Origin of the sequence: Pseudomonas sp. 8Z, assembly GCF_902506535.1 — a bacterium.
Lineage (GTDB): Bacteria > Pseudomonadota > Gammaproteobacteria > Pseudomonadales > Pseudomonadaceae > Aquipseudomonas.
In genome coordinates, this window is record NZ_LR733825.1 from 916,950 (window position 1) to 940,006 (window position 23,057).

The 23,057-nt window shown below is 62.2% G+C and carries 18 protein-coding genes and 1 pseudogene; 5 read left to right on the forward strand and 14 right to left on the reverse strand.

Features of this window, described 5'->3' with window-relative positions:
* Window positions 1-13 precede the first annotated feature (13 nt).
* The 4 genes and pseudogenes from AERO9A_RS08400 to AERO9A_RS08415 all read left to right on the forward strand — a co-directional run.
* A pseudogene (locus AERO9A_RS08400) lies at window positions 14-994 on the forward strand (response regulator); the annotation flags it as partial.
* Window positions 991-1,902, forward strand: coding sequence for a putative 2-dehydropantoate 2-reductase (locus tag AERO9A_RS08405; RefSeq protein WP_159971445.1), 912 nt, complete (start codon window positions 991-993; stop codon window positions 1,900-1,902). The pseudogene AERO9A_RS08400 and the gene AERO9A_RS08405, both read left to right, overlap by 4 nt.
* An 85-nt stretch (window positions 1,903-1,987) precedes the next feature.
* Window positions 1,988-4,009, forward strand: coding sequence for a HAMP domain-containing sensor histidine kinase (locus AERO9A_RS08410; protein WP_159971446.1), 2,022 nt, complete (start codon window positions 1,988-1,990; stop codon window positions 4,007-4,009).
* Window positions 4,010-4,012: 3 nt separating this feature from the next.
* A complete protein-coding gene (locus AERO9A_RS08415; RefSeq protein WP_159971447.1) occupies window positions 4,013-4,588 on the forward strand; it encodes a cob(I)yrinic acid a,c-diamide adenosyltransferase in 576 nt (191 codons plus the stop codon).
* A 263-nt stretch (window positions 4,589-4,851) separates the two neighbouring features.
* On the opposite strand, the gene AERO9A_RS08420 is transcribed toward AERO9A_RS08415, so the two are convergent.
* The 5 genes from AERO9A_RS08420 to AERO9A_RS08440 all read right to left on the reverse strand — a co-directional run bounded on the left by AERO9A_RS08420 (window position 4,852) and on the right by AERO9A_RS08440 (window position 11,879).
* Entirely contained in the window at window positions 4,852-5,802 is a 951-nt protein-coding gene (locus AERO9A_RS08420; protein ID WP_159971448.1) for a Nudix family hydrolase, read from the reverse strand.
* Entirely contained in the window at window positions 5,799-6,431 is a 633-nt protein-coding gene (locus AERO9A_RS08425) for a glutathione S-transferase family protein (protein WP_159971449.1), read from the reverse strand. Before AERO9A_RS08425 ends, AERO9A_RS08420 begins: the two co-directional genes overlap by 4 nt.
* A 169-nt stretch (window positions 6,432-6,600) precedes the next feature.
* Entirely contained in the window at window positions 6,601-7,818 is a 1,218-nt protein-coding gene (gene argJ / locus AERO9A_RS08430) for a bifunctional glutamate N-acetyltransferase/amino-acid acetyltransferase ArgJ (protein WP_159971450.1), read from the reverse strand.
* 159 nt (window positions 7,819-7,977) lie between these two features.
* Window positions 7,978-10,713, reverse strand: coding sequence for a preprotein translocase subunit SecA (secA, locus tag AERO9A_RS08435; RefSeq protein ID WP_159971669.1), 2,736 nt, complete (start codon window positions 10,711-10,713; stop codon window positions 7,978-7,980).
* A gap of 245 nt (window positions 10,714-10,958) precedes the next feature.
* Window positions 10,959-11,879 (reverse strand): M23 family metallopeptidase, encoded by a 921-nt coding sequence (locus AERO9A_RS08440; RefSeq protein ID WP_159971451.1) that lies wholly within the window; start codon window positions 11,877-11,879, stop codon window positions 10,959-10,961.
* A gap of 181 nt (window positions 11,880-12,060) precedes the next feature.
* Between AERO9A_RS08440 and AERO9A_RS08445 the strand changes: the two genes are divergently transcribed.
* On the forward strand, window positions 12,061-12,516 hold the full coding sequence (locus tag AERO9A_RS08445) for a DciA family protein (RefSeq protein ID WP_159971452.1): 456 nt from the start codon (window positions 12,061-12,063) through the stop codon (window positions 12,514-12,516).
* Between the two features lie 133 nt (window positions 12,517-12,649).
* Here the strand turns inward: AERO9A_RS08445 and lpxC are convergent, their stop codons facing one another.
* The 9 genes from lpxC to murD form a co-directional block, all read right to left on the reverse strand.
* Window positions 12,650-13,561 (reverse strand): UDP-3-O-acyl-N-acetylglucosamine deacetylase, encoded by a 912-nt coding sequence (gene lpxC, locus AERO9A_RS08450; RefSeq protein WP_159971453.1) that lies wholly within the window; start codon window positions 13,559-13,561, stop codon window positions 12,650-12,652.
* Between the two features lie 111 nt (window positions 13,562-13,672).
* Window positions 13,673-14,866, reverse strand: coding sequence for a cell division protein FtsZ (ftsZ, locus tag AERO9A_RS08455; RefSeq protein ID WP_159971454.1), 1,194 nt, complete (start codon window positions 14,864-14,866; stop codon window positions 13,673-13,675).
* 44 nt (window positions 14,867-14,910) lie between these two features.
* Window positions 14,911-16,158 (reverse strand): cell division protein FtsA, encoded by a 1,248-nt coding sequence (gene ftsA / locus AERO9A_RS08460; protein WP_159971455.1) that lies wholly within the window; start codon window positions 16,156-16,158, stop codon window positions 14,911-14,913.
* Window positions 16,159-16,174: 16 nt separating this feature from the next.
* Window positions 16,175-17,041 (reverse strand): cell division protein FtsQ/DivIB, encoded by an 867-nt coding sequence (locus AERO9A_RS08465; RefSeq protein ID WP_159971456.1) that lies wholly within the window; start codon window positions 17,039-17,041, stop codon window positions 16,175-16,177.
* Between the two features lie 3 nt (window positions 17,042-17,044).
* On the reverse strand, window positions 17,045-17,986 hold the full coding sequence (locus AERO9A_RS08470; protein WP_159971457.1) for a D-alanine--D-alanine ligase: 942 nt from the start codon (window positions 17,984-17,986) through the stop codon (window positions 17,045-17,047).
* On the reverse strand, window positions 17,983-19,383 hold the full coding sequence (gene murC / locus AERO9A_RS08475; protein WP_218580138.1) for a UDP-N-acetylmuramate--L-alanine ligase: 1,401 nt from the start codon (window positions 19,381-19,383) through the stop codon (window positions 17,983-17,985). The genes AERO9A_RS08470 and murC overlap by 4 nt, the downstream gene beginning before the upstream one ends.
* Before the next feature lie 34 nt (window positions 19,384-19,417).
* A complete protein-coding gene (gene murG / locus AERO9A_RS08480; RefSeq protein WP_159971459.1) occupies window positions 19,418-20,488 on the reverse strand; it encodes an undecaprenyldiphospho-muramoylpentapeptide beta-N-acetylglucosaminyltransferase in 1,071 nt (356 codons plus the stop codon).
* Window positions 20,478-21,710, reverse strand: a complete 1,233-nt coding sequence (ftsW, locus tag AERO9A_RS08485) for a putative lipid II flippase FtsW (RefSeq protein ID WP_159971460.1) — start codon at window positions 21,708-21,710, stop codon at window positions 20,478-20,480. Before ftsW ends, murG begins: the two co-directional genes overlap by 11 nt.
* Window positions 21,710-23,056, reverse strand: coding sequence for a UDP-N-acetylmuramoyl-L-alanine--D-glutamate ligase (murD, locus tag AERO9A_RS08490; RefSeq protein WP_178111111.1), 1,347 nt, complete (start codon window positions 23,054-23,056; stop codon window positions 21,710-21,712). Before murD ends, ftsW begins: the two co-directional genes overlap by 1 nt.
* Window position 23,057: the final 1 nt, after the last annotated feature.

Genomic DNA, 23,057 nt, shown 5'->3' on the forward strand with positions numbered 1-23,057 from the left:
ACCCTTCTCTTTGCTGCCCACGAGCCCACCTATGCCCAACCCCCATCTCAGCATCCTGGTGGTGGACGACGCCAAGTTTTCCAGCGCCATGATCGGCCGCGCTCTGACTCAAGCGGGTTATCAGGACGTACGTTTTGCCAGCAGCGCCACCGAGGCCCTCGGCCAACTCGAACAGCGACCGGCCAGCGTGCTCCTGGCCGACTGGCTGATGCCCGAGATAGACGGCCTGGAGCTGACTTCACGGGTGCGCCAGCTCGACGAAATGGCCGACCATTACACCTACATCATCCTGCTCACCGGCAAGGAAGGCGAAAACGTGCTGGGCGAGGCCTTCGACCGTGGCGTCGACGACTTCATCAGCAAGGCGGCGATGAACGAGCAACTGGTGCCGCGCGTATACGCGGCAGACCGTCTGTGCAACACCCTGCAGCGCTTGCTACAGGAAAAACGCATGCTCACCCAAAGCATCGCCAGCCTCGAACGGCGCAATCTAGTCGACCCACTCACCGGCCTGGGCAATCCGCGTTACCTGCGCCAGAAGATGGCTGACTGCCTGCGCCAGGTGGAATCACGCGGTGGCGCCCTGTGCTACCTGCTGATCGGCCTGCAAGAAGCCAACGAGCTACGCAGCAAACATGGCGAGCGCTTTTACAACGAACTGGTGCACGGCATCGCCCGCCGTCTGCAGCAACTGGTACGCCCACTCGATGTGCTGGCGCGCTTGGACGACAACCATTTCGGCCTGATCACCCTGCTCGAAGACCTGCACGAATGCTCGCCGAGCAGTTTCAAGCGCCTGCATGACGGCCTCAACCTCAAGGCGTTCAAGACCAGCGAAGGCTTCATCACCCTCAAAGCGGGTATCAGCCTGGTTGGTCTGGATATCAAGGCCCTGCCCGTCGAGGTCGATCAGGTGCTGCAGCATGCCGAGCGAATCCTGCCCGATGCCTACGCCAGTGGCCGTGTCACCGCACTACGCCTGCCACAAGCATGACTTGGCACGTACTTGGCGCCGGCAGCCTAGGCACACTCTGGGCCGCCCGTCTGGCTCGCGCTGGACTGCCGGTGCGGCTGATCCTGCGCAATGCCGAACGCCTTGCCGACTACACCCGAGCCGGTGGCCTGACCCTGATCGAACAGGGCCTACCACAGCGCTATGCCATCCCGGCGGAAACGCTGGATAGCGACACGCCAATCCAGCACCTGCTGCTGGCCAGCAAAGCCTATGACGCGCTCGAAGCGGCCAGGCAACTGGCCCACCGTCTAACGGCAGATGCAAGCATAGTGCTGCTGCAGAACGGCCTCGGCAGCCAGGATGCCGTAGCGCAACATCTGCAGGGCCGCCGCTGCGTATATGCCTCAAGCACCGAGGGCGCGTTTCGCCAGGCCGACTTCCAGGTGGTTTTCGCCGGAGCTGGCCATAACTGGCTGGGCGACCCGTTGCTACCCGCTGCACCAAAGTGGCTGGAAGACCTGCAAGCAGCGGGCATCCCCCACCAGTGGAGCGCGGACATCCTCGCCCGGCTCTGGCGTAAGCTGGCACTCAATTGCGCAATCAATCCGTTGACCGTATTGCATGACTGCCGCAACGGCGGCCTGCGCGACTATCCAGTCGAAGTCGCCAACATATGCGCGGAACTCACCGAACTGCTGCACGCCTGCACGCAAACAGCGGCGGCTGAACACCTGCACGAAGAAGTGCTACGCGTAATCGATGCCACTGCGGCCAACTATTGCTCGATGCACCAGGACGTGAGCCAAGGGCGTCGTACCGAGATCAGCTATCTGCTCGGCTATGCCTGCGTCGCCGCCGAACGTCATGGCTTGCGCTTGCCCCATTTGCAGCAGGTGCACCAACGCCTGCTCAGGCACCTGGCAGCGCGTGGCCTTCCCCAGAACTAAGCCAACCGGCGCGGCCTTGCCCGGCATAGCAATGACAACGCGAGCGCGCTAACCTGCCAGCTCGCCCGCCAAACGCACCGAACCCATGACCCTGCGCCAGCGCCTCGAAAACCTGCCCGTCGGCCGCAAACTGCTCGCGGCCCTACTGGTACTGCTCAGCGCCGTCTTACTGGTCGCCAACCTGACCTTCATCAGCGCGGCCTACTGGATCACCCAGCAAAGCATGGCGCCGCAGGCGCTGCACACCCTAGGCCGATTGATCGCCAGCCCAGCCCTGAGCAGCGAGGCTCTGCACTCGTCCAGATCCGCCGCGATGGTGCTCAAGCGCCTGGACGAGTACGCGCCACTGCGCGCAGCCGTGATTTACGACAGCAACGGCAATAGCCTGGCGCAACTGCAGCGCGGCGAAAAACTGCAGTTACCGCAGCGCCTCGACGAACTGGAGCGCTGGCGCGAGACAGCCTTTCGCACCAATCTGCTGGTGGACTTGCCGCACCCCAGCGGTCGCCCCGGCGCTTTGCTGCTGGTGGCATCGAGCGAACTCCCCGGCGCCTTCTACACCGGCACCCTGACCGCCAGCCTGGCCATCCTCGCGCTCAGCGTGGCGCTCTGGTTCCTGGTCGCCCGGCAGATTCGCCGCCTGATCACCAAGCCGATTCGCCGCCTGGAAGAACTCTCGCGCCAGGTCACCCGCGAGGAAAACTATGCGCTGCGCGCCAACCGCGGCAATCAGGACGAAATCGGCAGCTTGGCTGACGCCTTCAACACCATGCTCACGCGTATGCAGGCCCGCGAACAGCAGCTCAAGGGCGCGCGTGACGACGCCCAACAGGCTTTCGACCAAGCGCAAAGGCTCGCCGAGGAAACCCGCCACTCCAACCGCAAGCTGGAGCTGGAAGTACAGGTACGCAGCAAGATCGAGAAGAAGCTCACCGGCTTCCAGAATTACCTCAACAGCATTATCGACTCTATGCCCTCGGCGCTGATCGCCCTCGACGAGCAGCTCTACGTCACCCAATGGAACCAGGAGGCCAGCGCACTCTCCGGCACACCTCTGGACGAGGCCCTTAATCAACCGGTCTTCCTTGCCTTCCCGTCACTCAAACCCTTCCTGGCGCAACTCAAACGCACCGCCGAGCAACTGCGGGTAGAAAAAATCGAGCGCGTTACCTGGCTCAAGGATGAAGAGCCACTGCACTACGCACTGACCTTCTACCCGCTGATGGGCGGCAGCGGGCGCGGCGTGGTCATTCGTATCGACGACATCACCCAACGCCTGTCGCTGGAAGAAATGATGGTGCAGTCGGAGAAAATGCTCTCGGTCGGCGGCCTGGCGGCGGGCATGGCGCACGAGATCAACAATCCCCTGGGCGCCATCCTGCACAACGTGCAGAACATCCGCAGGCGCCTATCGCCAGAACTGGAGAAGAACCTGGAGCAGGCCGACCAGGCTGGCGTGAGCCTGCCAGCCATCGATCAGTACCTGCGCGCACGCGACATTCCGCGCATGCTCGACGGCATTCAGCAAGCCGGTCAGCGCGCCGCCAAGATCGTCAGCCATATGCTCAGTTTCAGCCGCCGTAGCAACCGCCAGCTAGCACCTTGTGATCTACCGGCACTGATCGACCAGGCGCTGGATATCGCCGGCAACGACTTCGACCTGGCAGACGGCTTCGACTTCAAAACCTTGGAAATCGTCCGCGAATTCGACGCCAACCTGGGACCAGTGGCTGCCACCGCCAATGAACTCGAACAGGTGCTACTCAATCTGCTGAAAAACGCCGCTCAGGCCATCCACCAGAACGAAGAGCGCGATGCCCCCGGACGCATCACCCTGCGTACGCGCCAGGCTGGTCACTGGGCGGAGATTCAGGTCGAGGACAACGGCACCGGCATGAGCGAAGCGGTGCGCAAGCGCATCTTCGAGCCGTTTTTCACCACCAAGGAAGTCGGCCAGGGCACAGGCCTGGGATTGGCCGTGTCGTACTTCATCATCACCAACAACCACAAGGGACAGATGGAAGTGCACTCGCGCGCCGGCCAAGGCACCTGCTTCATCCTGCGCTTGCCACTGACCACCGTACCCGACAGCCACGCAGGACTCTGAACCATGGGTTACCGCCTTTCCAAGATCTACACACGCACCGGCGATAAAGGCGAAACCGGCCTGGCTGATGGCCGCCGGGTAGGCAAAGACCATCCACGCATCGAAGCCATCGGTGAGCTGGACACCCTCAACAGCCAACTGGGCCTGCTGCTGGCCGAACTGGAAGAGGCGGCAACACAGTGCACGGGACTGCAAGAATTGATAGAGGTGCTCGGCCCCTGCCAGCACCGCCTGTTCGATCTTGGGGGCGAACTGGCAATGCCTGAGTACCAGGCCCTGCAGCAGGCAGAAGTCGAGCGCCTGGAAGCCGTCATCGACCGCTGGAACGATGAAGTCGGCCCGCTGGAAAATTTCATCCTGCCGGGCGGCTCCCGTTTGATCGCCCTAGCCCACGTTTGCCGCAGCTTCGCCCGCAGCAGCGAGCGCCGCTGCCAGCACCTCAATGCAGTGGAGCCACTGCGCAGCGAAGGTCTGGCCTACGTCAACCGCCTCTCCGACTTACTGTTCGTCGCTGCACGCCTGATCGCCAAGCGCCAGGGGATCGCCGAGGTGCTGTGGAAGGCAGCGGACAAGCCATAGGCCGGCGCTGGAGCTCATGTATGGACGTAGGAGCGAGGCAGGAGTCTCGGGGGGAGTCGTGGTGCCGAAGCTGGCATGGACTGACGGACTGTTCACTGGCGCTCCTGAGTCCGCCCTACGGGCTGTGCATCCAGACGCAGGAGTGGTGCTTCTGTAGGAGCGAATTTATTCGCGATCATCATGGCCTCGGTGCCATCCGCTCTTCGCGGATAAATCCGCTCCTACCGACCGTGCGGCCAGCGCGTAGGGCGTTCCGGTCCGCCCTACGAGCCGTTCGCCGACCAGAACGCGCGGATGCCCGCCACGCCCTGGGCGCCGATCTGCCAGGCGCGTTCGATATCGGCAGGGCCGACACCGCCCAGCAGATAGGCTGGCAGGTTGCATTGCGTGAGCAGCTCGCTCGCGGCCTCCCAACCCAAAGGCTGCGCCTCAGGATGCGTCGCGGTGGCCTGTACGGGAGACAGCGTGACGAAATCCACGCCCATCTGCATTGCCAGTTCGAGCTCCTCGGCGCTGTGACAGGACGCTGCCAGCCAACGCTGCTCGGGAAATGGCCGACCGTGGGCGGCGTATTTGCGCAGTTGTTCGGCCGTGAGGTGCCAGCCAGCCGCCGGAAAATCGCCCAGCCACTCCAGCGGCCCCTTGAGCATCAGTTGCGCCTTGCCTGCGCACAGCCCTTGAATGTCCACAGCCAGATCGCGGTACTGCGCGTCGAACATATTCGGCGCACGCAGTTGAATCAGGCGCGCGCCCTGCGCCAGCGCCGCACGTACACCGCTCAATAGATCAGCCGACTCGATACCATCTGGCGTAATCAGGTAACGCTCCGGTAGACGTGCGGCAGCGACGATCGGCTTGTTGGCGGCGGGAAATTCGTATCCCAACAGTTGCCGCTCACTGACCCAGGCCAGTGGCTGGCCTTCGGCGCCGTGCGGCTCGCCAGTAAAGGCGGTGACCTCCCAGACATCCAGCAGCACCTGCTTGTCCGGGTAGTCATGGCGAATCTGGATCAGCGGGCGCGCCACTGTCGGGCGAATGGCCAACTCCTCCTCCAGCTCACGCGCCAGCGCCACGCTCACTGCCTCGCCCTCTTCCACCTTGCCACCTGGGAACTCCCACAAGCCGCCCTGATGCTTGTCCTGCGGGCGCCTGGCAATCAGGATACGGCCATCAATACCTCGAATGACCGCCGCTGCAACGTGAACGCGTTTCACCGCTTGACCTCCTGCAGGGCCGCCTCATGCCAACGCACGAATGCAGGCCATTGATAGATCGTCTCAACATACGCAGCCGCCACCAGCGGCAGGGCGACACGATAGCTGCGCAGACGCGCAGCGACCGGTGCGTAGAAGGCATCGACCAAAGTGGCGCGCCCGAAGAGAAACTCGCCTTCAGCGCCAAAGCGTGCGCGGCAATCGGCCCACAGAGAGCAAACTCGCTCAATATCAGCCATGGCGTCTGTCGGCACTTCAGCCAGCGCCTGGTCGCGTGCCAGATCCATCGGCAGATGGCTGCGCAGAGCCCCGAAGCCGCTGTGCATCTCGGCGCACAGGCTGCGTGCCAACGCGCGTGCAGCGACATCCTGCGGCCACAACTGCGCCTCGGGGAAGCGTTCGGCCAGGTACTCGGCAATCGCCAGCGAATCCCAGACAGGGCCATGCTCGGTCACCAGCACCGGCACCTTGCCGGTCGGCGAATGATTCAGTAGGCGGGCACGGCTGTCAGGCTGATACAGGCGCACCCGCAGCTCTTCGCAAACGGCACCGCTCAGCTCGACGGCCAACGCCGCACGTAACGACCAGGAAGAGTAATTCTTGTCGCCCACTACCAATTGCAAAGCCATTACCCATGCCTCTATCAAGTTGAGTGCCGTGACACGACGTTAAAAGTCAGACCTGCAAATAGCAAATTCCCGCGCGTCATGGGGGCATGAGGCGCGGGAATGAAAGTAGCTGCAAAAGAGGGCACTCCACGCTTTTACCTGGCGCTTATGGCTTGCTGCTTGTAGCGGTTTAGGTGCGGTATTCGGCGTTGATCTTCACGTACTCGTGGGACAGATCAGTGGTCCAGATGGTCTCGCTGCAATCACCACGACCCAGCTCGATGCGGATGGTGATTTCCTCACGCGCCATCACCGCCGCGCCCTGCTCTTCGGTGTAAGTGGTGGCGCGCGCGCCCTTGCTGGCGATGCAGACCTCACCGAGGAACACGTCGATCTTGCTCACGTCCAGTTGCGGCACGCCGGCATAGCCGACAGCGGCAAGAATGCGCCCCCAGTTGGGGTCGGAGGCGAACAGCGCCGTCTTGATCAGCGGCGAATGGGCCACGGCGTAGGCCACGTCCAGGCACTCCTGATGGGTGCCGCCGCCGTTGACCTGTACGGTGACGAACTTGGTCGCACCTTCACCGTCACGGACGATGGCCTGTGCCACGTCCATAAACACCTCGAATACCGCCTGCTTGAGCTTGGCGAACAGCTCGCCGGATGCCTCGGCGATTTCCGGCAGTGCGGCCTGGCCGGTGGCGATGAGCATGCAGCAATCGTTGGTGGAGGTGTCACCGTCGATGGTGATGCGGTTGAAGGACTTGTTCGCCGCGTCGCGCACCAGATCCTGCAGCACACCCTGAGCGACCTTGGCATCGGTGGCGATGTAGCCGAGCATGGTGGCCATGTTCGGGCGAATCATCCCGGCGCCCTTGGAGATGCCGGTCACGGTGACGGTCACGCCATCGTGCTGGAACTGGCGACTGGCACCCTTGGGCAGGGTGTCGGTGGTCATGATGCCGGTGGCGGCAGCTTCCCAGTTGTCGGTATTGAGATCATCCAGCGCGGCCTGCAGCGCGGCCTCGATTTTCTCGACCGGCAGCGGCTCGCCGATTACCCCGGTGGAGAACGGCAGCACGGCGCTTTCGGCAACACCGGTCAGCTCGGCCAGGCGTGCGCAGGCACGGCGGGCGCGAGCCAGGCCATCAGGGCCGGTGCCGGCGTTGGCATTGCCGGTGTTGGTCAAAAGGTAGCGCACCTCACCACCCAGACGCTCGCGAGTGATCAACACCGGCGCAGCGCAGAAGGCGTTGGTGGTGGTGACCCCGGCAATGCGCGAACCTTCGGCGCAGCGCATCACCACCACGTCCTTGCGCCCTGGGCGCTTGATACCGGCCGAGGCGATACCCAGCTCGAAACCAGGAACCGGGTGCAGGGTAGACAGCGGGCCAAGACCAACAGCCATGAGGTGAACTCCTTGTGAGACGTTGCCGACCGCCAGGCGGTCTGAAAGATGGTAAAACGCCGCGAACAGCAAAGCCGTCGCGGCGTTAGCGAGGGCGCAGGCAGCATAGCCGAAGCCCTCTCTACTGCAAGCGCCTTTAGCGGCGCACCACGGTCATGATCAACCGATCTGGCCGTGGCAGTGCTTGTACTTCTTGCCCGAGCCACAAGGACAGGGTTCGTTACGACCCACCTTGTTCTCGCTACGCACCGGCGCTACGGCTGCCGCCACGTCACCTTCTGCGGCGCTGCCTTCGTCCTCGGCCAGCGCAGAAGCGTCGGCGTGTTGGAACTGCATACGCTCAGCCATGGCCTCGGCTTCGCGGCGCAGGCGGGCTTCCTCTTCGGCCGGATCTTCGCGGCGCACCTGCACATGGCTGAGTACGCGGATGGCGTCGCGCTTGATCGACTCCAGCAGCTCCTGGAACAGGGTGAAGGACTCGCGCTTGTACTCCTGCTTGGGGTTCTTCTGCGCATAACCACGCAGGTGAATACCGTGACGCAGGTGATCCATGGTCGACAGATGGTCTTTCCACAGGTCATCGAGCACGCGTAACAGAATCTGCTTCTCGAAGGTACGCAGGGCTTCGGCGCTGGCCTGGGTTTCCTTCTCGTTGTAGGCAGCGATCAGCTCGGCAAGGATGCGCTCGCGCAGGGTTTCCTCGTACAGCTTGTCGTCTTCGTCCAGCCACTGCTGGATCGGCAGTTTGATGCCGAAATCGCTTTGTAGGGTCGACTCCAGGCCCGCTACGTCCCACTGTTCCGGCATCGACTGCGGCGGAATGTGGCCATTGACGGCAGCACCCAACACCTCCTCGCGGAACTCGGCGATGGTGTCGCCGACGTTCTCCGCAGCCAGCAGGCTGTTGCGCATGTGGTAGATCACCTTGCGCTGCTCGTTGGCTACGTCATCGAACTCAAGCAGTTGCTTACGCATGTCGAAGTTGCGGCCCTCGACCTTGCGCTGGGCCTTTTCGATGGCATTGGTGACCATGCGGTGCTCGATGGCCTCGCCAGCCTGCATGCCGAGCGCCTTCATGAAGTTCTTCACCCGATCAGAGGCGAAAATACGCATCAGGTTGTCTTCCAGCGACAGGTAGAAACGGCTGGAACCCGGATCGCCCTGGCGGCCTGCACGGCCACGTAGCTGGTTGTCGATACGCCGCGATTCGTGACGCTCGGAAGCGATCACATGCAGGCCGCCGACCTCGATCACCTGCTGGTGACGCTTCTGCCATTCGGCCTTGATCTGCGCGATCTGCTCGTCGCTAGGATTTTCCAGGGCAGCGACTTCCACTTCCCAATTGCCGCCCAACAGGATGTCGGTACCGCGGCCGGCCATGTTGGTGGCGATGGTCAGCGCCCCCGGACGGCCTGCCTGGGCGATGATCTCGGCTTCCTTATCGTGGAATTTGGCGTTGAGCACCTTGTGCTCGATACCTTCCTTGTCCAGCAACTGGCTGACGTACTCGGAGGTCTCGATGGTCGCCGTACCGACCAGAATCGGCCGGCCCTGGGCCTGGCAGTCCTTGATATCGGCGATGATCGCCTGGTACTTCTCTTCCTGGGTCAGGTAGACCAGGTCGTTGAAATCCTTGCGCGCGACAGATTTGTTGGTCGGGATCACGACGACATCGAGGCCATAGATCTGGCGGAACTCGAACGCCTCGGTGTCGGCGGTACCGGTCATGCCGGAGAGCTTGTTATATAGACGGAAGTAATTCTGGAAGGTGGTCGAGGCCAGCGTCTGACTCTCGGCCTGGATGTTCACCCCTTCCTTGGCCTCGATGGCCTGGTGCAGGCCTTCAGACAGGCGGCGACCCGGCATGGTACGGCCAGTGTGCTCGTCAATCAGGATCACCTGACCGTTCTGCACGATGTATTCGATGTTGCGATGGAACAGGGTATGAGCACGCAGACCGGCATATACGTGAGTCAGCAAGCCCAGATTGTGCGCAGAGTAGAGGCTCTCGCCCTCAGCTAGCAGACCGACTGTAGTAAGCAGTTCCTCGACGTACTGGTGGCCCGCTTCGTTGAGTTCGACCTGACGGGTCTTCTCATCGACCTTGTAATGCCCTTCCTGAGTGACGACGCCCTCTTCCTCTTCAATGTGACGAGTGAGGCGCGGGATCAGCTTGTTGATCTCGATGTACAGCTTGGAGCTGTCTTCGGCCTGGCCGGAGATGATCAGCGGCGTACGGGCCTCATCGATAAGGATGGAGTCGACTTCGTCGATCACAGCGAAATTCAGTTCGCGCTGGAACTTGTCTTCCAGGCTGAACGCCATGTTGTCGCGCAGGTAGTCGAAGCCAAATTCGTTGTTGGTGCCGTAGGTGATATCAGCAGCATAGGCCGCGCGCTTTTCTTCCGGCGGCTGGAACGGGGTGACGATACCGACGCTCAGGCCGAGAAATTCGTACAGCGGACGCATCCAGTTGGCGTCACGGCGTGCCAGGTATTCGTTGACGGTCACCACGTGCACGCCCTTGCCGGACAGCGCATTAAGGTAAACGGCCAGGGTGCCCACCAGGGTCTTGCCCTCACCGGTTCGCATTTCGGCGATCTTGCCTTCGTGCAGGGTCATACCACCGATTAGCTGCACATCGAAATGGCGCATGCCCATCACACGCTTGCCCGCCTCACGCGCAACGGCAAAGGCCTCCGGCAGTATTTGGTCGAGGGTTTCACCCTTGCTCAAACGAGCCTTGAACTCTTCGGTTTTGCCCCGCAGTTGCTCGTCCGAGAGTGCGATCACCTGCTCTTCCAAGGCGTTCACGGACTGCACCGCTTTGAGCATGCGTTTGACTTCACGCTCATTCTTGCTTCCGAAAAGTTTTTTCAACAAAGGCGCAAACATATCGGCAGGGTCTTCCGGCGAATGGATGGAGGTCACCGTCAATGACGGCCGGGCAGCCAGCATGGCTGCGGACGAAGGGGGCATTCTACCCGGAAAACCCCGGGAGGAAAGTGGCGTTCTCGGCCAGTAGCAGCACGCACAAGGCGTTCAGCAACAGCGGCCAAGAGCTTCACAGCGCATCGCTTCGCCGCTATAGATGGGGATAACAGGCGGCAAATTCAAGGCCATAACCAGCAGGCGCAACATCACGACTCGCCACTATTGCGCGCGATATACAAGGACGGATTGACCGGCTGGCCATTCTTGCTGACCTCGAAATGCACATGCGCGCCTGTCGAGCGCCCGGTACTACCTACCTTGGCAATGGCCTGGCCGCGCTGCACCAGATCTCCGACCTGCACCACATTGCTGCGGTTGTGCGCGTAGAGCGTGGTGTAGCCGTCGGCATGACTGATCTCGACAACATTGCCATAACCATTCTTGCGGCCAGAGAAGGTCACCACCCCAGCCGCGACCGCAACCACATCACTGCCGCGCTTGGCCGCGAAGTCGATGCCCTTGTGTACGCTGACACGTCCGGTCAGCGGATGCACCCGACGGCCAAAGGGCGAGGAAATATAGCCCTGCAGCACAGGCCGACCAGACAAGGTTTCAGCCTCATTGATACGCCGCTCGCCAAGCAATTGCTCCAACACTTCGAGTTGCTGCTCACGGCTGTCCACGCGCAAGGCCAGCTCATCGAGCGCATTCATAAAGGGCGGCGGCGCATAGGCAGAAGCGCCCAGCGCGTCTTCGGCACCGCCCTGGCCGACATTCAAGGAAAAGTCGAACTCGCTGGAGTCCAGGTCTGCAAGCTCGGTAAGACGCTCACCCAAGGCATCTAGACGCGTCAGGCGCGCTTGCAGCTCGGCAACATGGGCCGCGAAGGCATCCAGTTGCCGCTGAGCATCCTCACGCACAGCCCCGACCTGCTGGCGCTGCACATCGAGCGCCTCAGCCAGACGGCTATCAGTCAGCGGCTCAGCAGTAAACCACTTGGCGCCCAGCGCAGCACCGGCAGCCAGACTCAACGAAAGCGCCAGCAGCGCAGATAACGATAACCAACGAAGATTGAGATGAATCGTTCGAGTCGAACCGCGTCGACTGTCGAGCAAGATGATGTGCATGGCGTCCCCTGACAGACCACTTGAGAACCACTTCGGCACTGGCTTCGCATATCCCCTCGACACCCGTATTCAGGCAATCGCGGCGGCCAGCATCCCTGTTCCGATGGACTGGTAATGGCGGAGCACAAGCTGGCAGCACGCTCTGCTACCATGACGTCTCCGCAACTCAAGGCTTCCTGCCATGTCGTTTCGTCCCTTGCCGGCTCAAGCGCCCGCCACGCTGTTACGCGAAGCCAAGCCGCTGAAAGCGCTGTTCAACGAAGCCCAACGCCTCGCCCATTTACAGCGTCTTGTCGAAAGCCAGCTACAACCTGCCGCCCGTGAACACTGTCATGTCGCGTCGTGGCGTGGCGGTTGTCTGTTGTTGATCGTGACCGATGGTCACTGGGCAACTCGATTGCGTTACCAACAGCGCAGGCTGCAACGGCAGCTCCAGGCACTGGAAGAATTCGCGACCTTAACGAAAATCCTGTTCAAGGTGCAACCACAAAGCGGCCACAATCGCGGAACCGGTCGCACCCTTCACCTGTCTAAGGCCGCCGCTGAGAACATCCAGGCCAGCGCCGAAGGCATCCGCGACCCCAGGCTGCGCGCGGCTCTCGGGCGCCTGGCCAGCCACGTACGCGACGATGAGTGAAGCCTCTGCCGCCCGTCTAAAAATTTGACGCCAATTCGACAGCCCCTCCACGAAAACGACGCCCGCCGAACCTGCCCAGCATAAAAAAGGCCACCCAAAGGTGGCCTGAGATAAAGCAAGAAAGAGGGAGGGGTTATACGGCCGCTACCGGACGCATATAGGAAATTGGCGCAAGCGTGGCGTCTTCGAAGGTCACCATTTCCCAGGCATCAGTCTGTTCGATCAGGGTACGCAGCAAACGGTTGTTCAGCGCGTGACCGGACTTGAAGCCTTTGAACTCACCAATCAGGCTGTTACCCAGCAGGTACAGATCGCCGATGGCATCGAGAATCTTGTGCTTAACGAATTCATCCTCGTAACGCAGGCCATCTTCGTTGAGTACACGATGCTCGTCGACCACGATAGCGTTTTCCACACTGCCACCGAGCGCCAGGTTCTGCGAACGCAGGAACTCGATATCACGCATGAAGCCGAAAGTGCGGGCCCGGCTGACTTCCTTGACGAAAGACGTACTGGAGAAATCCACACTGGCGCTCTGCGTACGATTGCGGAACACGGGATGATCGAAGTCAATCTCGAAGCTCACCTTGAACCCGTCGAAAGGCACGAAGGTGGCGCGCTTATCGCCCTCCTCCACCGTCACCTCACGCAGGACACGAATAAACTTCTTAGGCGCGTCCTGCTCCTGCAGGCCAGCGGATTGAATCAGGAATACAAAGGGGCCAGCACTGCCATCCATGATCGGGACTTCGGATGCGGAGAGCTCGACGTAGGCGTTATCGATGCCCAGGCCTGCCATGGCCGAAAGCAGGTGCTCTACCGTATCTACCTTGACATCACCATTGATCAACGTAGTCGACATGGTGGTTTCACCGACATTCCCGGCCAATGCGCGGATTTCCACGATCGGGTCGAGATCGGTACGACGAAACACGATACCAGTGTCCACCGGGGCCGGCTTGAGGGTCAGGTAAACCTTCTCCCCCGAATGTAGGCCAACACCGGTGGCACGGATGATGTTCTTCAGAGTGCGTTGTCTGATCATGGCTTGGCCGCTATATCGCTAGTTGCGAACTATTTTCAACAATGGTCGGGGATGATAGCAGAACCGACCTTTGCTGAACACCAATCACCCATATACTCCTGATACATTCCATCAATCAGCTTGGCGACGCAGGAAAGCCGGAATATCCAGGTAATCGAGATCATCCTGGGTATTGAGCTTGGCTGCAGTGGCAGCGCCGCTGTGGCTCTGACGCTGTACGGTCGGGCGCTCGTAGTCCTTGTAATTGACCGAGTGCTCACCACGCGACTGGGTAACCGGCTGCTGGGCAACTGGCTGGCTGGCTGCGACCTGAACGGTGTTATCGACCACCTTGACCGGCTTCTCCAGGCGCGCGCCGAGGCCGGTGGCGACCACGGTGACGTGCAGTTCGTCGCGCATATCGGCATCGATCACGGTGCCGACCTTGACGGTGGCGTGCTCGGAAGCGAACTGCTCGATGATGTTACCCACGTCGGAGTATTCCCCCAGGGACAGATCCGGGCCGGCGGTGATGTTCACCAGGATGCCACGGGCGCCCTGCAGGTTGACGTCTTCGAGCAGCGGGTTGCGGATCGCCGCCTCAGTGGCTTCACGCGCACGGTTCGGACCGCTGGCGCAGCCAGTGCCCATCATCGCCATGCCCATTTCGCTCATCACGGTTTTAACGTCGGCAAAGTCGACGTTGATCATGCCCGGACGCTTGATGATGTCGGAGATACCGCGCACGGCCCCAGCCAGTACGTCATCGGCCTTGGCGAAGGCGGACAGCAGGCTGGCATCCTTACCGAGGATGGTCAGCAGTTTTTCGTTGGGAATGGTGATCAGCGAGTCGACGCTCTCGGCCAGCGCGCGGATGCCTTCATCGGCAATCACCATGCGCTTCTTGCCTTCGAACGGGAACGGACGGGTGACCACGGCCACGGTCAGGATGCCCAGTTCCTTGGCCACTTCGGCAATCACCGGAGCGGCACCAGTACCGGTCCCCCCCCCCATACCGGTGGTGATAAACACCATGTCAGTGCCTTGCAGGACTTCAGCGATACGCTCGCGATCTTCCAGAGCGGCCTGACGACCGACTTCCGGGTTGGCGCCAGCGCCCAGCCCCTTGGTCACGCCTGGGCCGAGTTGCAGCACGGTGCGCGCACCGATGTTCTTCAGCGCCTGAGCGTCGGTGTTGGCGCAGATGAACTCGACGCCCTCGATGTTGCTAACCGCCATGTGGTTGACCGCGTTACCGCCGCCACCACCGACACCGATGACTTTGATAACCGCACTCTGTGGAACGTTATCGACTAATTCAAACATGATCCCTCTCCTTTCCTTCTAGTTGTGTAACGCCTACTGCAAAGTTAGAAATTGCCTTGTACCCAGCGCTTGATGCGCTCGAATACGGGGGTTTTGCCTTCGTCCTGATACGGACTGCCAACCGACATGGAGATGCCGTCGTTCTGCTTCTGCAGCCCGTACAACAGCAAGCCCACACCGGTCGAATAAATCGGGTTGCGTACTACGTCAGCCATGCCCTTGACGCTATGCGGCACACCCAAACGCACGGGCATGTGGAAAATCTCTTCGGCCAACTCGACCGCACCTTCCATCTTCGCCGTGCCGCCAGTCATGACGATGCCGGCGGGAATCAGGTCTTCATAGCCACTGCGGCGCAGCTCGGCCTGAATCAGGGTGAACAGTTCGTCGTAACGCGGCTCGACCACTTCGGCCAGGGACTGGCGCGACAAGTCACGCGGCGGACGATCCCCGACGCTGGGCACCTTGATGGTTTCGCCGGCACCGGCCAACTTGGCCAGGGCGCAGGCGTAGCGAATCTTGATTTCCTCGGCGTACTGGGTCGGCGTGCGCAGAGCCATGGCGATATCGTTGGTGACCTGATCACCGGCAATCGGAATCACCGCCGTATGGCGAATAGCGCCTTCGGTAAAGATGGCGATATCGGTGGTGCCACCGCCGATATCCACCAGACACACGCCCAGTTCCTTTTCATCTTCGGTCAGCACCGAATAAGCCGATGCAAGCTGCTCCAGAATGATGTCGTCGACCTCCAGACCGCAACGCCGCACACATTTCTCAATGTTTTGCGCAGCATTCACAGCGCAGGTGACCACGTGCACCTTGGCCTCCAGACGCACACCGGACATGCCCAGTGGCTCACGCACACCTTCCTGATTGTCGATCACGTAATCCTGCGCCAGGGTGTGCAGTACGCGCTGATCTGCCGGGATAGCCACGGCCTGGGCCGCGTCGAGCACGCGCTCGATATCGGCGCCACTGACTTCACGGTCGCGAATGGCGACGATGCCGTGGCTGTTGAGGCTACGGATGTGATTGCCGGCGACGCCGACGAATGCCGAGTGGATGCGGCAGCCGGCCATCAACTGGGCCTCTTCTACCGCGCGCTGAATAGAAGCCACGGTGGACTCGATATTGACCACCACGCCCTTTTTGAGGCCGCGCGACGGATGGGTGCCAATGCCAACGATTTCCAGTTGGCCGTCGGCCGTCACTTCGCCCACCAGCGCCACCACCTTGGAAGTGCCGATGTCTAGGCCAACGATCATCTTGCCGCTCTGCGCGCTACTCATTTCATCCCGCCTCTTCTCAATTCACTTTCTGCTCGGCCGCAGCCGGCTCCACCGGCTCACGCCAGGCAACGGCCAAGCCGTTGGCATAACGCAGGTCGATGCGCGCGATGTTCGCGCTCTGTTCTTTTAGTTCGCGCTCGTAGATAGCCGCGAAACGACGCATTTTTTCCACGATGTGATCACGACCCAGCAACATCTCAATGCGCTGCCCGCTGGCATTCTCAGTGGCCGAAAGGAACCAGCTACCGCGCTCACGCAATTGCAGGCCAACCACGGTAAAGCCCATTGGCCGCAGCAACTGGCTAAGGATCTGGTACTGCTGCATGACCTGCGGTTGCGCGCGCTTGGGGCCGGACAACTGAGGCAGATGCTGATAGTTGTTCAGCTCCTGCGGGGCGAACGCCTGACCCTGGTTATTGAGCAGCGCCTCATCACCCCAGCGGGCGATGGGCAATTGCTCTTCCAGGCGCACATCGATCTGATCCGGCCACACCCGACGCACTTCGGCGTGGGCGATCCAGGGCATGCGCTCGAGTTCTTCACGCATGCTGCGCAGGTCGACACTGAAGAAGTTGCCCTGGGTGTAGGGCGCAATGCGCCGCTGCACCGCTTCCTGGCTGACATAGGCCAGATCGCCCTGCACGCTGATGCGCGCAATCGGACGATCAGCGTAAGGCAGCAGGCGCTGTGCGCCCTCGTAGGCACCAAAGCCCAGGCCAACCAGCAGCAACGGCCAGCCCAGACGCGCAACCCAGGAAAAGTCAGCTTTGGGCAGGCGCAGGCGCACTGGCTCCTTGGCTACCATACGGCTGGCGCCACGCGGTACGGGCTTGCCGCGTAGCGGCGCCCTCAGCGAGTCTTGATGACGCACGGCCGTGACCATGACTTAACCCCTCGCCTCGACGCTGTCGGCCAGAATCGCCAGCACCAGTTGCTGGAAATCCAGACCGGCGGCACGCGCGGCCATCGGCACCAGGCTGTGATCGGTCATGCCCGGTACGGTGTTCACTTCCAGCAGCCAGAACTGACCGTTGGCGTCCTGCATCACATCGGCGCGCGCCCAGCCCTGGGTGCCCACGGCTTCGCAGGCACGCGCGGTGAGGTCTTTCAACTCGGATTCTTTCTCCGCCGACAGGCCGCAGGGAATGCGGTACTGGGTGTCATCGGCCAGGTACTTGGCCTCGTAGTCGTAGAAGGTATGCGGCGTGCCCAGACCAATGGGCGGCAGCACCTCGCCACGCAACACGGCGATGGTGTATTCCGGGCCGGCGATCCACTGCTCCACCAGCACCTGACTGTCATAACCCGCAGCGTCCTGCCAGGCGGCGATCAAAGCGTCCAGGGATTCCACCTTGGCCATGCCGATGCTCGAACCTTCATGGGCCGGTTTGACGATCAACGGGAAGCCCAGTTCAGTCGCAGCAGCGCGACAATCGGCCTCGCTGGCCAATACGGCATGGTTCGGCGTCGGCAAACCGAGGCTGAGCCAGACGCGTTTGGTGCGCAACTTGTCCATGGCCAAGGCAGAGGCCAGGATGCCGCTGCCTGTGTAGGGAATGCCAGCGCACTCAAGCAGGCCCTGCATGGAGCCATCCTCGCCACCACGGCCATGCAGCACGATGAAGGCGCGGTCGATCTTCTCGCTGCTCAGGCGAGCCAGGAAGTCATCGCCCACGTCGATGCCGAAAGCGTCCACGCCGGCGGCCTGCAGGGCGTTGAGCACGGCATTGCCGGATTTCAGCGACACCTCACGCTCGGCGCTCTTGCCGCCGAACAGCACGGCGACGCGACCGAAGGCCTTGGGATCGAGGGTACTGTGCAAACTCATTTCGACTCCCCGACGAACAGTGGGTGCTTGATCAGTTGCGGCGCCACCGCGCCGATATCGCCCGCGCCCTGGCACAACAGGATGTCGCCAGCACGCAGCAGCGGCTTGAGCAGCGGTGCCAGATCCACACCACGCTCGACATAGATCGGGTCGAGCTGACCGCGCTGACGAATGCTGTGGCAAAGCTGACGGCTATCAGCGCCCGGAATCGGCTCCTCGCCAGCCGGATACACCTCCACCAACAACAGCACGTTGGACTCGCCGAGCACTTGCACGAAGTCGTCGTACAGGTCGCGGGTACGGCTGTAACGGTGCGGCTGGTAGACCATCACCAGACGGCGCTCCGGCCAGCCACCGCGCACAGCCTTGATCACGGCAGCGACTTCGCGCGGGTGATGGCCATAGTCATCGACCAGCATCACGCTGCCACCGTCCACCGGCAGTTCGCCGTAGACCTGGAAGCGTCGACCAACACCCTGGAAGCCCGACAGACCGGCGACGATGGCACTGTCGTCGATGCCCTCGTCGGTAGCAATGGCGATGGTTGCCAGTGCGTTGAGTACGTTGTGATTGCCCGGCATGTTCACCGACACGTCGAGCGGCGCGCAGTCCGGGCGCAGTACGGTGAAGTGGGTACGCATGCCTTCCTGACGCACGTTGATCGCGCGTACGTCGGCATCGTCGGAGAAACCATAGGTCACGGTCGGACGACCAACCTGCGGCAGCAGCTCGCGCACGACAGGGTCGTCGACGCAGAGCACGGCCAGGCCATAGAACGGCAGGTTGTGCAGGAACTCGATGAAAGTTTTCTTCAGCTTGTTGAAGTCGCCGCCATAAGTGCTCATGTGGTCGGCGTCGATATTGGTGACAACCGAGACCATCGGCTGCAGGTGCAGGAAGCTGGCGTCGCTTTCGTCAGCCTCGGCGATCAGAAAGCGGCTGGAGCCAAGCTGGGCATTAGTGCCAGCGGCGTTCAGGCGACCGCCAATCACGAAGGTCGGATCAAGGCCACCGGCAGCGAATACCGAAGCCAGCAGGCTGGTGGTGGTGGTCTTGCCATGAGTGCCGGCCACGGCGATGCCATGACGGTAACGCATCAGCTCGGCGAGCATCTCGGCGCGGCGCACCACCGGAATGCGGCGCTCCAGCGCGGTGGCGACTTCCGGGTTGGCAGTGTTGATGGCGCTGGATACCACTAGCACATCGGCCTGCTCGGCGTTTTCGGCACGATGGCCGATGAAGATGGTGGCGCCGAAATTTTCCAGGCGCTCGGTCACGGCCGAGGCCTTGAGGTCGGAACCGGAGACTTCGTACCCCAGGTTCATCAGCACTTCGGCGATGCCGCACATGCCGGCGCCACCGATGCCGACGAAGTGGATGCGGCGGATGCGGCGCATGCGCCGGACTTCAGCCTTGACGGCAGCGGGAGACTTAGCCACGGGCCACCTCCAGGCAGATGTCGACCACCGTGCGGGTGGCATCGGGCTTGGCCAGACGACGCGCGGTGGCGCCCATGACGTTGAGTTTTTCCAGGTGCATCAGAACCTCGGTGAGCTGCGCGGCGAGCTTGGCCGCGTCAGTGGCATGTTGCGCAAGAAGGACGGCAGCGCCCTCCTTCGCCAGGTATTGGGCATTGCGGCTCTGGTGATCGTCGATGGCGTGCGGCAGCGGCACAAGGAACGACGGCAGGCCAGCGGCAGCCAGCTCGCTGACAGTCAGCGCACCGGCGCGGCAAATGACGAGATCGGCCCAACCATAGGCACGCGCCATGTCCTTGATGAAGGGCGCGACCTCGGCTTCGACCGCAGCTTCGCGATAACGCTCCGCGGTGATATCAAAATGCTGCTTTCCAGCCTGATGGAAGACCTGCGGGCGGATATCGCCAGGCAGTTTTTCCAGGGCGGCGGGCAGCAGTTTGTTCAGTGGCTCGGCGCCCAGGCTGCCACCGAGCACCAGCAGCTTCGGCTTGCGCCCGGCCAGCGGCTCGCGCGGGGTCTCCAAGAACAGCTCCTCGCGCACAGGATTGCCCGTGCTGCGGCGCTTGTCGGACGCGGCGAAGGTATTCGGGAAAGCCTCGCAGATGCGCGTGGCGATATGCGACAGCAAGCGGTTGGCGGTACCGGCGACGGCGTTCTGCTCGTGGATGATCAGCGGCACACCAGCCATGCGCGCGGCCAGGCCGCCCGGCCCGGTGACGTAACCGCCCATGCCGAGCACGCACACCGGCTGCAACTCACGCACGATGCGACGCGCCTGCAACAGCGAACGCAGCAACTGGAACGGCGCCTTGAGCAGGGACAGCTTGCCCTTGCCACGCAGACCGCTGACGTTGATCAGATGCAGCGGCAGACCCGCCTGCGGCACCAGCTCGTTCTCGATGCCGCGCGGCGTACCCAGCCAGTGCACGGTATAACCCCGCGCCTGGAACTCGCGCGCGCAAGCCAGCGCCGGGAACACGTGCCCGCCAGTGCCGCCGGCCATGATCAGGACGTTACCGCGCATGACGAGGCTCCTCAAGGACGAAGGATGGTGGCTCGATGGCGAAATCCGACTCATCGAACTCCACATCCTCGTTGCCCAGCACGTGCCGGCTTTCCCACTCGATACGCAGCAGGATCGCCAGGCTGATGCAGCAGATCACCAGGGACGAACCACCATAGCTAAGGAACGGCAGGGTCAGACCCTTGGTCGGCAGCAGGCCGGTGTTCACCCCGATGTTGATGAGGAACTGGCCGATCCACAGGAACGACAGACCGTAGGCGACGTAGGCAGAGAACAACTGTTTGGCCTTCTCGGCCCACAGGCCGATGTACAGGCCGCGTATGCAAACGAAGACGAACAACGCCAGGGTCAGCAGCGAGCCGACCAGGCCCAGCTCCTCGGCTAGCACCGAGAAGACGAAGTCAGTATGCGCTTCGGGCAGGTAGAACTGCTTCTGCACACTGTTGCCCAGGCCGACGCCGAACCATTCGCCACGGCCAAAGGCGATCAATGCCTGGGTTAGCTGATAACCGGAGCCGTACTGATCGGCCCAGGGATCGGTAAAGGTGATCAGACGCTGCAGGCGGTATTCCTGGGTCTGCACCAGGACGAACACCGCACCCACAGCCAGCGCCACCATCAGGCCGAAGCGCAGCAAGCCGACACCGCCGAGGAACAGCATGGCCATGGCCGAGCCCATCATCACCACGGTGGCACCGAAGTCAGGCTCCAGCAGCAGCAGGCCGGCCATCGGCAGCAGGACGATAAAGGGCTTGAAGAAGCCCATCCAGCTTTCGCGCACCTCTTCCTGGCGCCGCACCAGATAGCCGGAGAGATAGACCACGACGAAGACCTTGGCGATTTCCGAAGGCTGCACGTTGAACGCGCCGAAGCCTATCCAGCGCCGCGCACCGTTGACCTCCCGGCCAATCCCCGGAATCAGCACCAGCACCAGCAGGGCGAAGGCCGCCAGCAACATCATCCAGCCATAGCGCTGCCAGAAGCTCATGGGGATCATCAGCACCACGCCGGCCACGCCCAGGCCAATCACCAGATAAATGATGTGACGGATCATGTGGTACAGCGGGTTGCCAGACAGCGCCGCCGCTACCTCGGACGAGGCCGAGGTGATCATCACCAGGCCGAGGCCCAGCAAACCCAGGCAGCCGGCCAGCATCGGGAAGTCGAGATCCAGGCCACGCCCCAGCAGCGGCGACGGACGAACGCGCAGGAAGCCCAGCATCAGGCGAGCCCTCCCACGGCCTGGGCGAACAGACGCCCACGTTCTTCGAAGTTCTTGAACATATCCAGGCTGGCACAGGCCGGCGACAGCAGCACGGCATCACCGGCCTCGGCCAGTTCGCTGCAGCGCTGCACCGCTTCGTCGAGAGTCTGTACGCGCACCAGCGGCGCGGCATCGCCCAGAGCGGTTGCGATCAGCTCGGCATCACGGCCCAGCAACACCACGGCGCGGCAGAAGCGGGCGACCGGCTGTTTCAGGGCAGAGAAATCGGCGCCTTTACCATCGCCACCGGCGATCAGCACCAGCTTGCCGGCGATGTCCGCGCCCAGACCTTCGATGGCCGCCAGCGCCGCGCCGACATTGGTGGCCTTGGAATCGTCGTAATAGTTCACCCCGGCGCGCTCACCGACCCACTGGCAGCGGTGCGGCAAACCGGCGAACTGACGCAAGGTGGCAAGCATGGCATCCATCGGAAGGCCAACGGCATGCCCCAGGGCCAGCGCCGCCAGGGCGTTGGACTGATTGTGCGCGCCGCGAATCTTCAGCTCGCTCACCGGCAGCAGCGCCTCGAAGCGAAACGCCAGGGATTTCTCGCCGTTCTCTTCGAGCAGGCCGAAGCGTTTGAAGTCGGGTTTGCCCAGACCGAATTCCCAGCAGGTCACCTGGTCGGTGATCAACGGACGCGACAGCGGATCGTCACGGTTCACCACCACCTGACGCGCGCCACGGAAGATCCGGTGCTTGGCCAGGTGATAAGCCGGCAGCCCGCTGTAGCGATCCATGTGGTCTTCGCTGATGTTCAGGCAGGTGGCCACTTCGGCATTGAGCTGGTCGGTGGTTTCCAACTGAAAGCTGGACAGCTCCAGCACATACAGCTCGACATCATCGACCAAGAGATCCAGCGCCGGCGTGCCGAGGTTGCCACCGACAGCGACTCGCTTGCCGGCAGCAGCGGCCATCTCACCGACCAGGGTGGTGACGGTGCTTTTGGCGTTGGAGCCAGTGATGGCGACGATCGGCGCCTTGGCGTGGCGGGCGAACAGGTCGATGTCGCCGGACAGCTTCACGCCACGTGCGGCCGCTTCGGCCAGAGCCGGGGTCGCGATTGCCAGGCCCGGACTCACGTACAGCTCCGAGGCGCGGCAGAGAAAATCCACGTCCAGCTCGCCACAGCGCACTTCCACCTGTGGGTAGTCGCGCTTGAGCGTTTCCAGCTCCGGCGGATTCGCGCGCGTGTCGGCCACGGCAAAGCGCACGCCCTGACGCGCCAGGAAGCGCACCAGGGACATGCCGCTCTTGCCGAGGCCGACAACGATGCGGAATTGGTCGGAAGCGATCAACGTCACG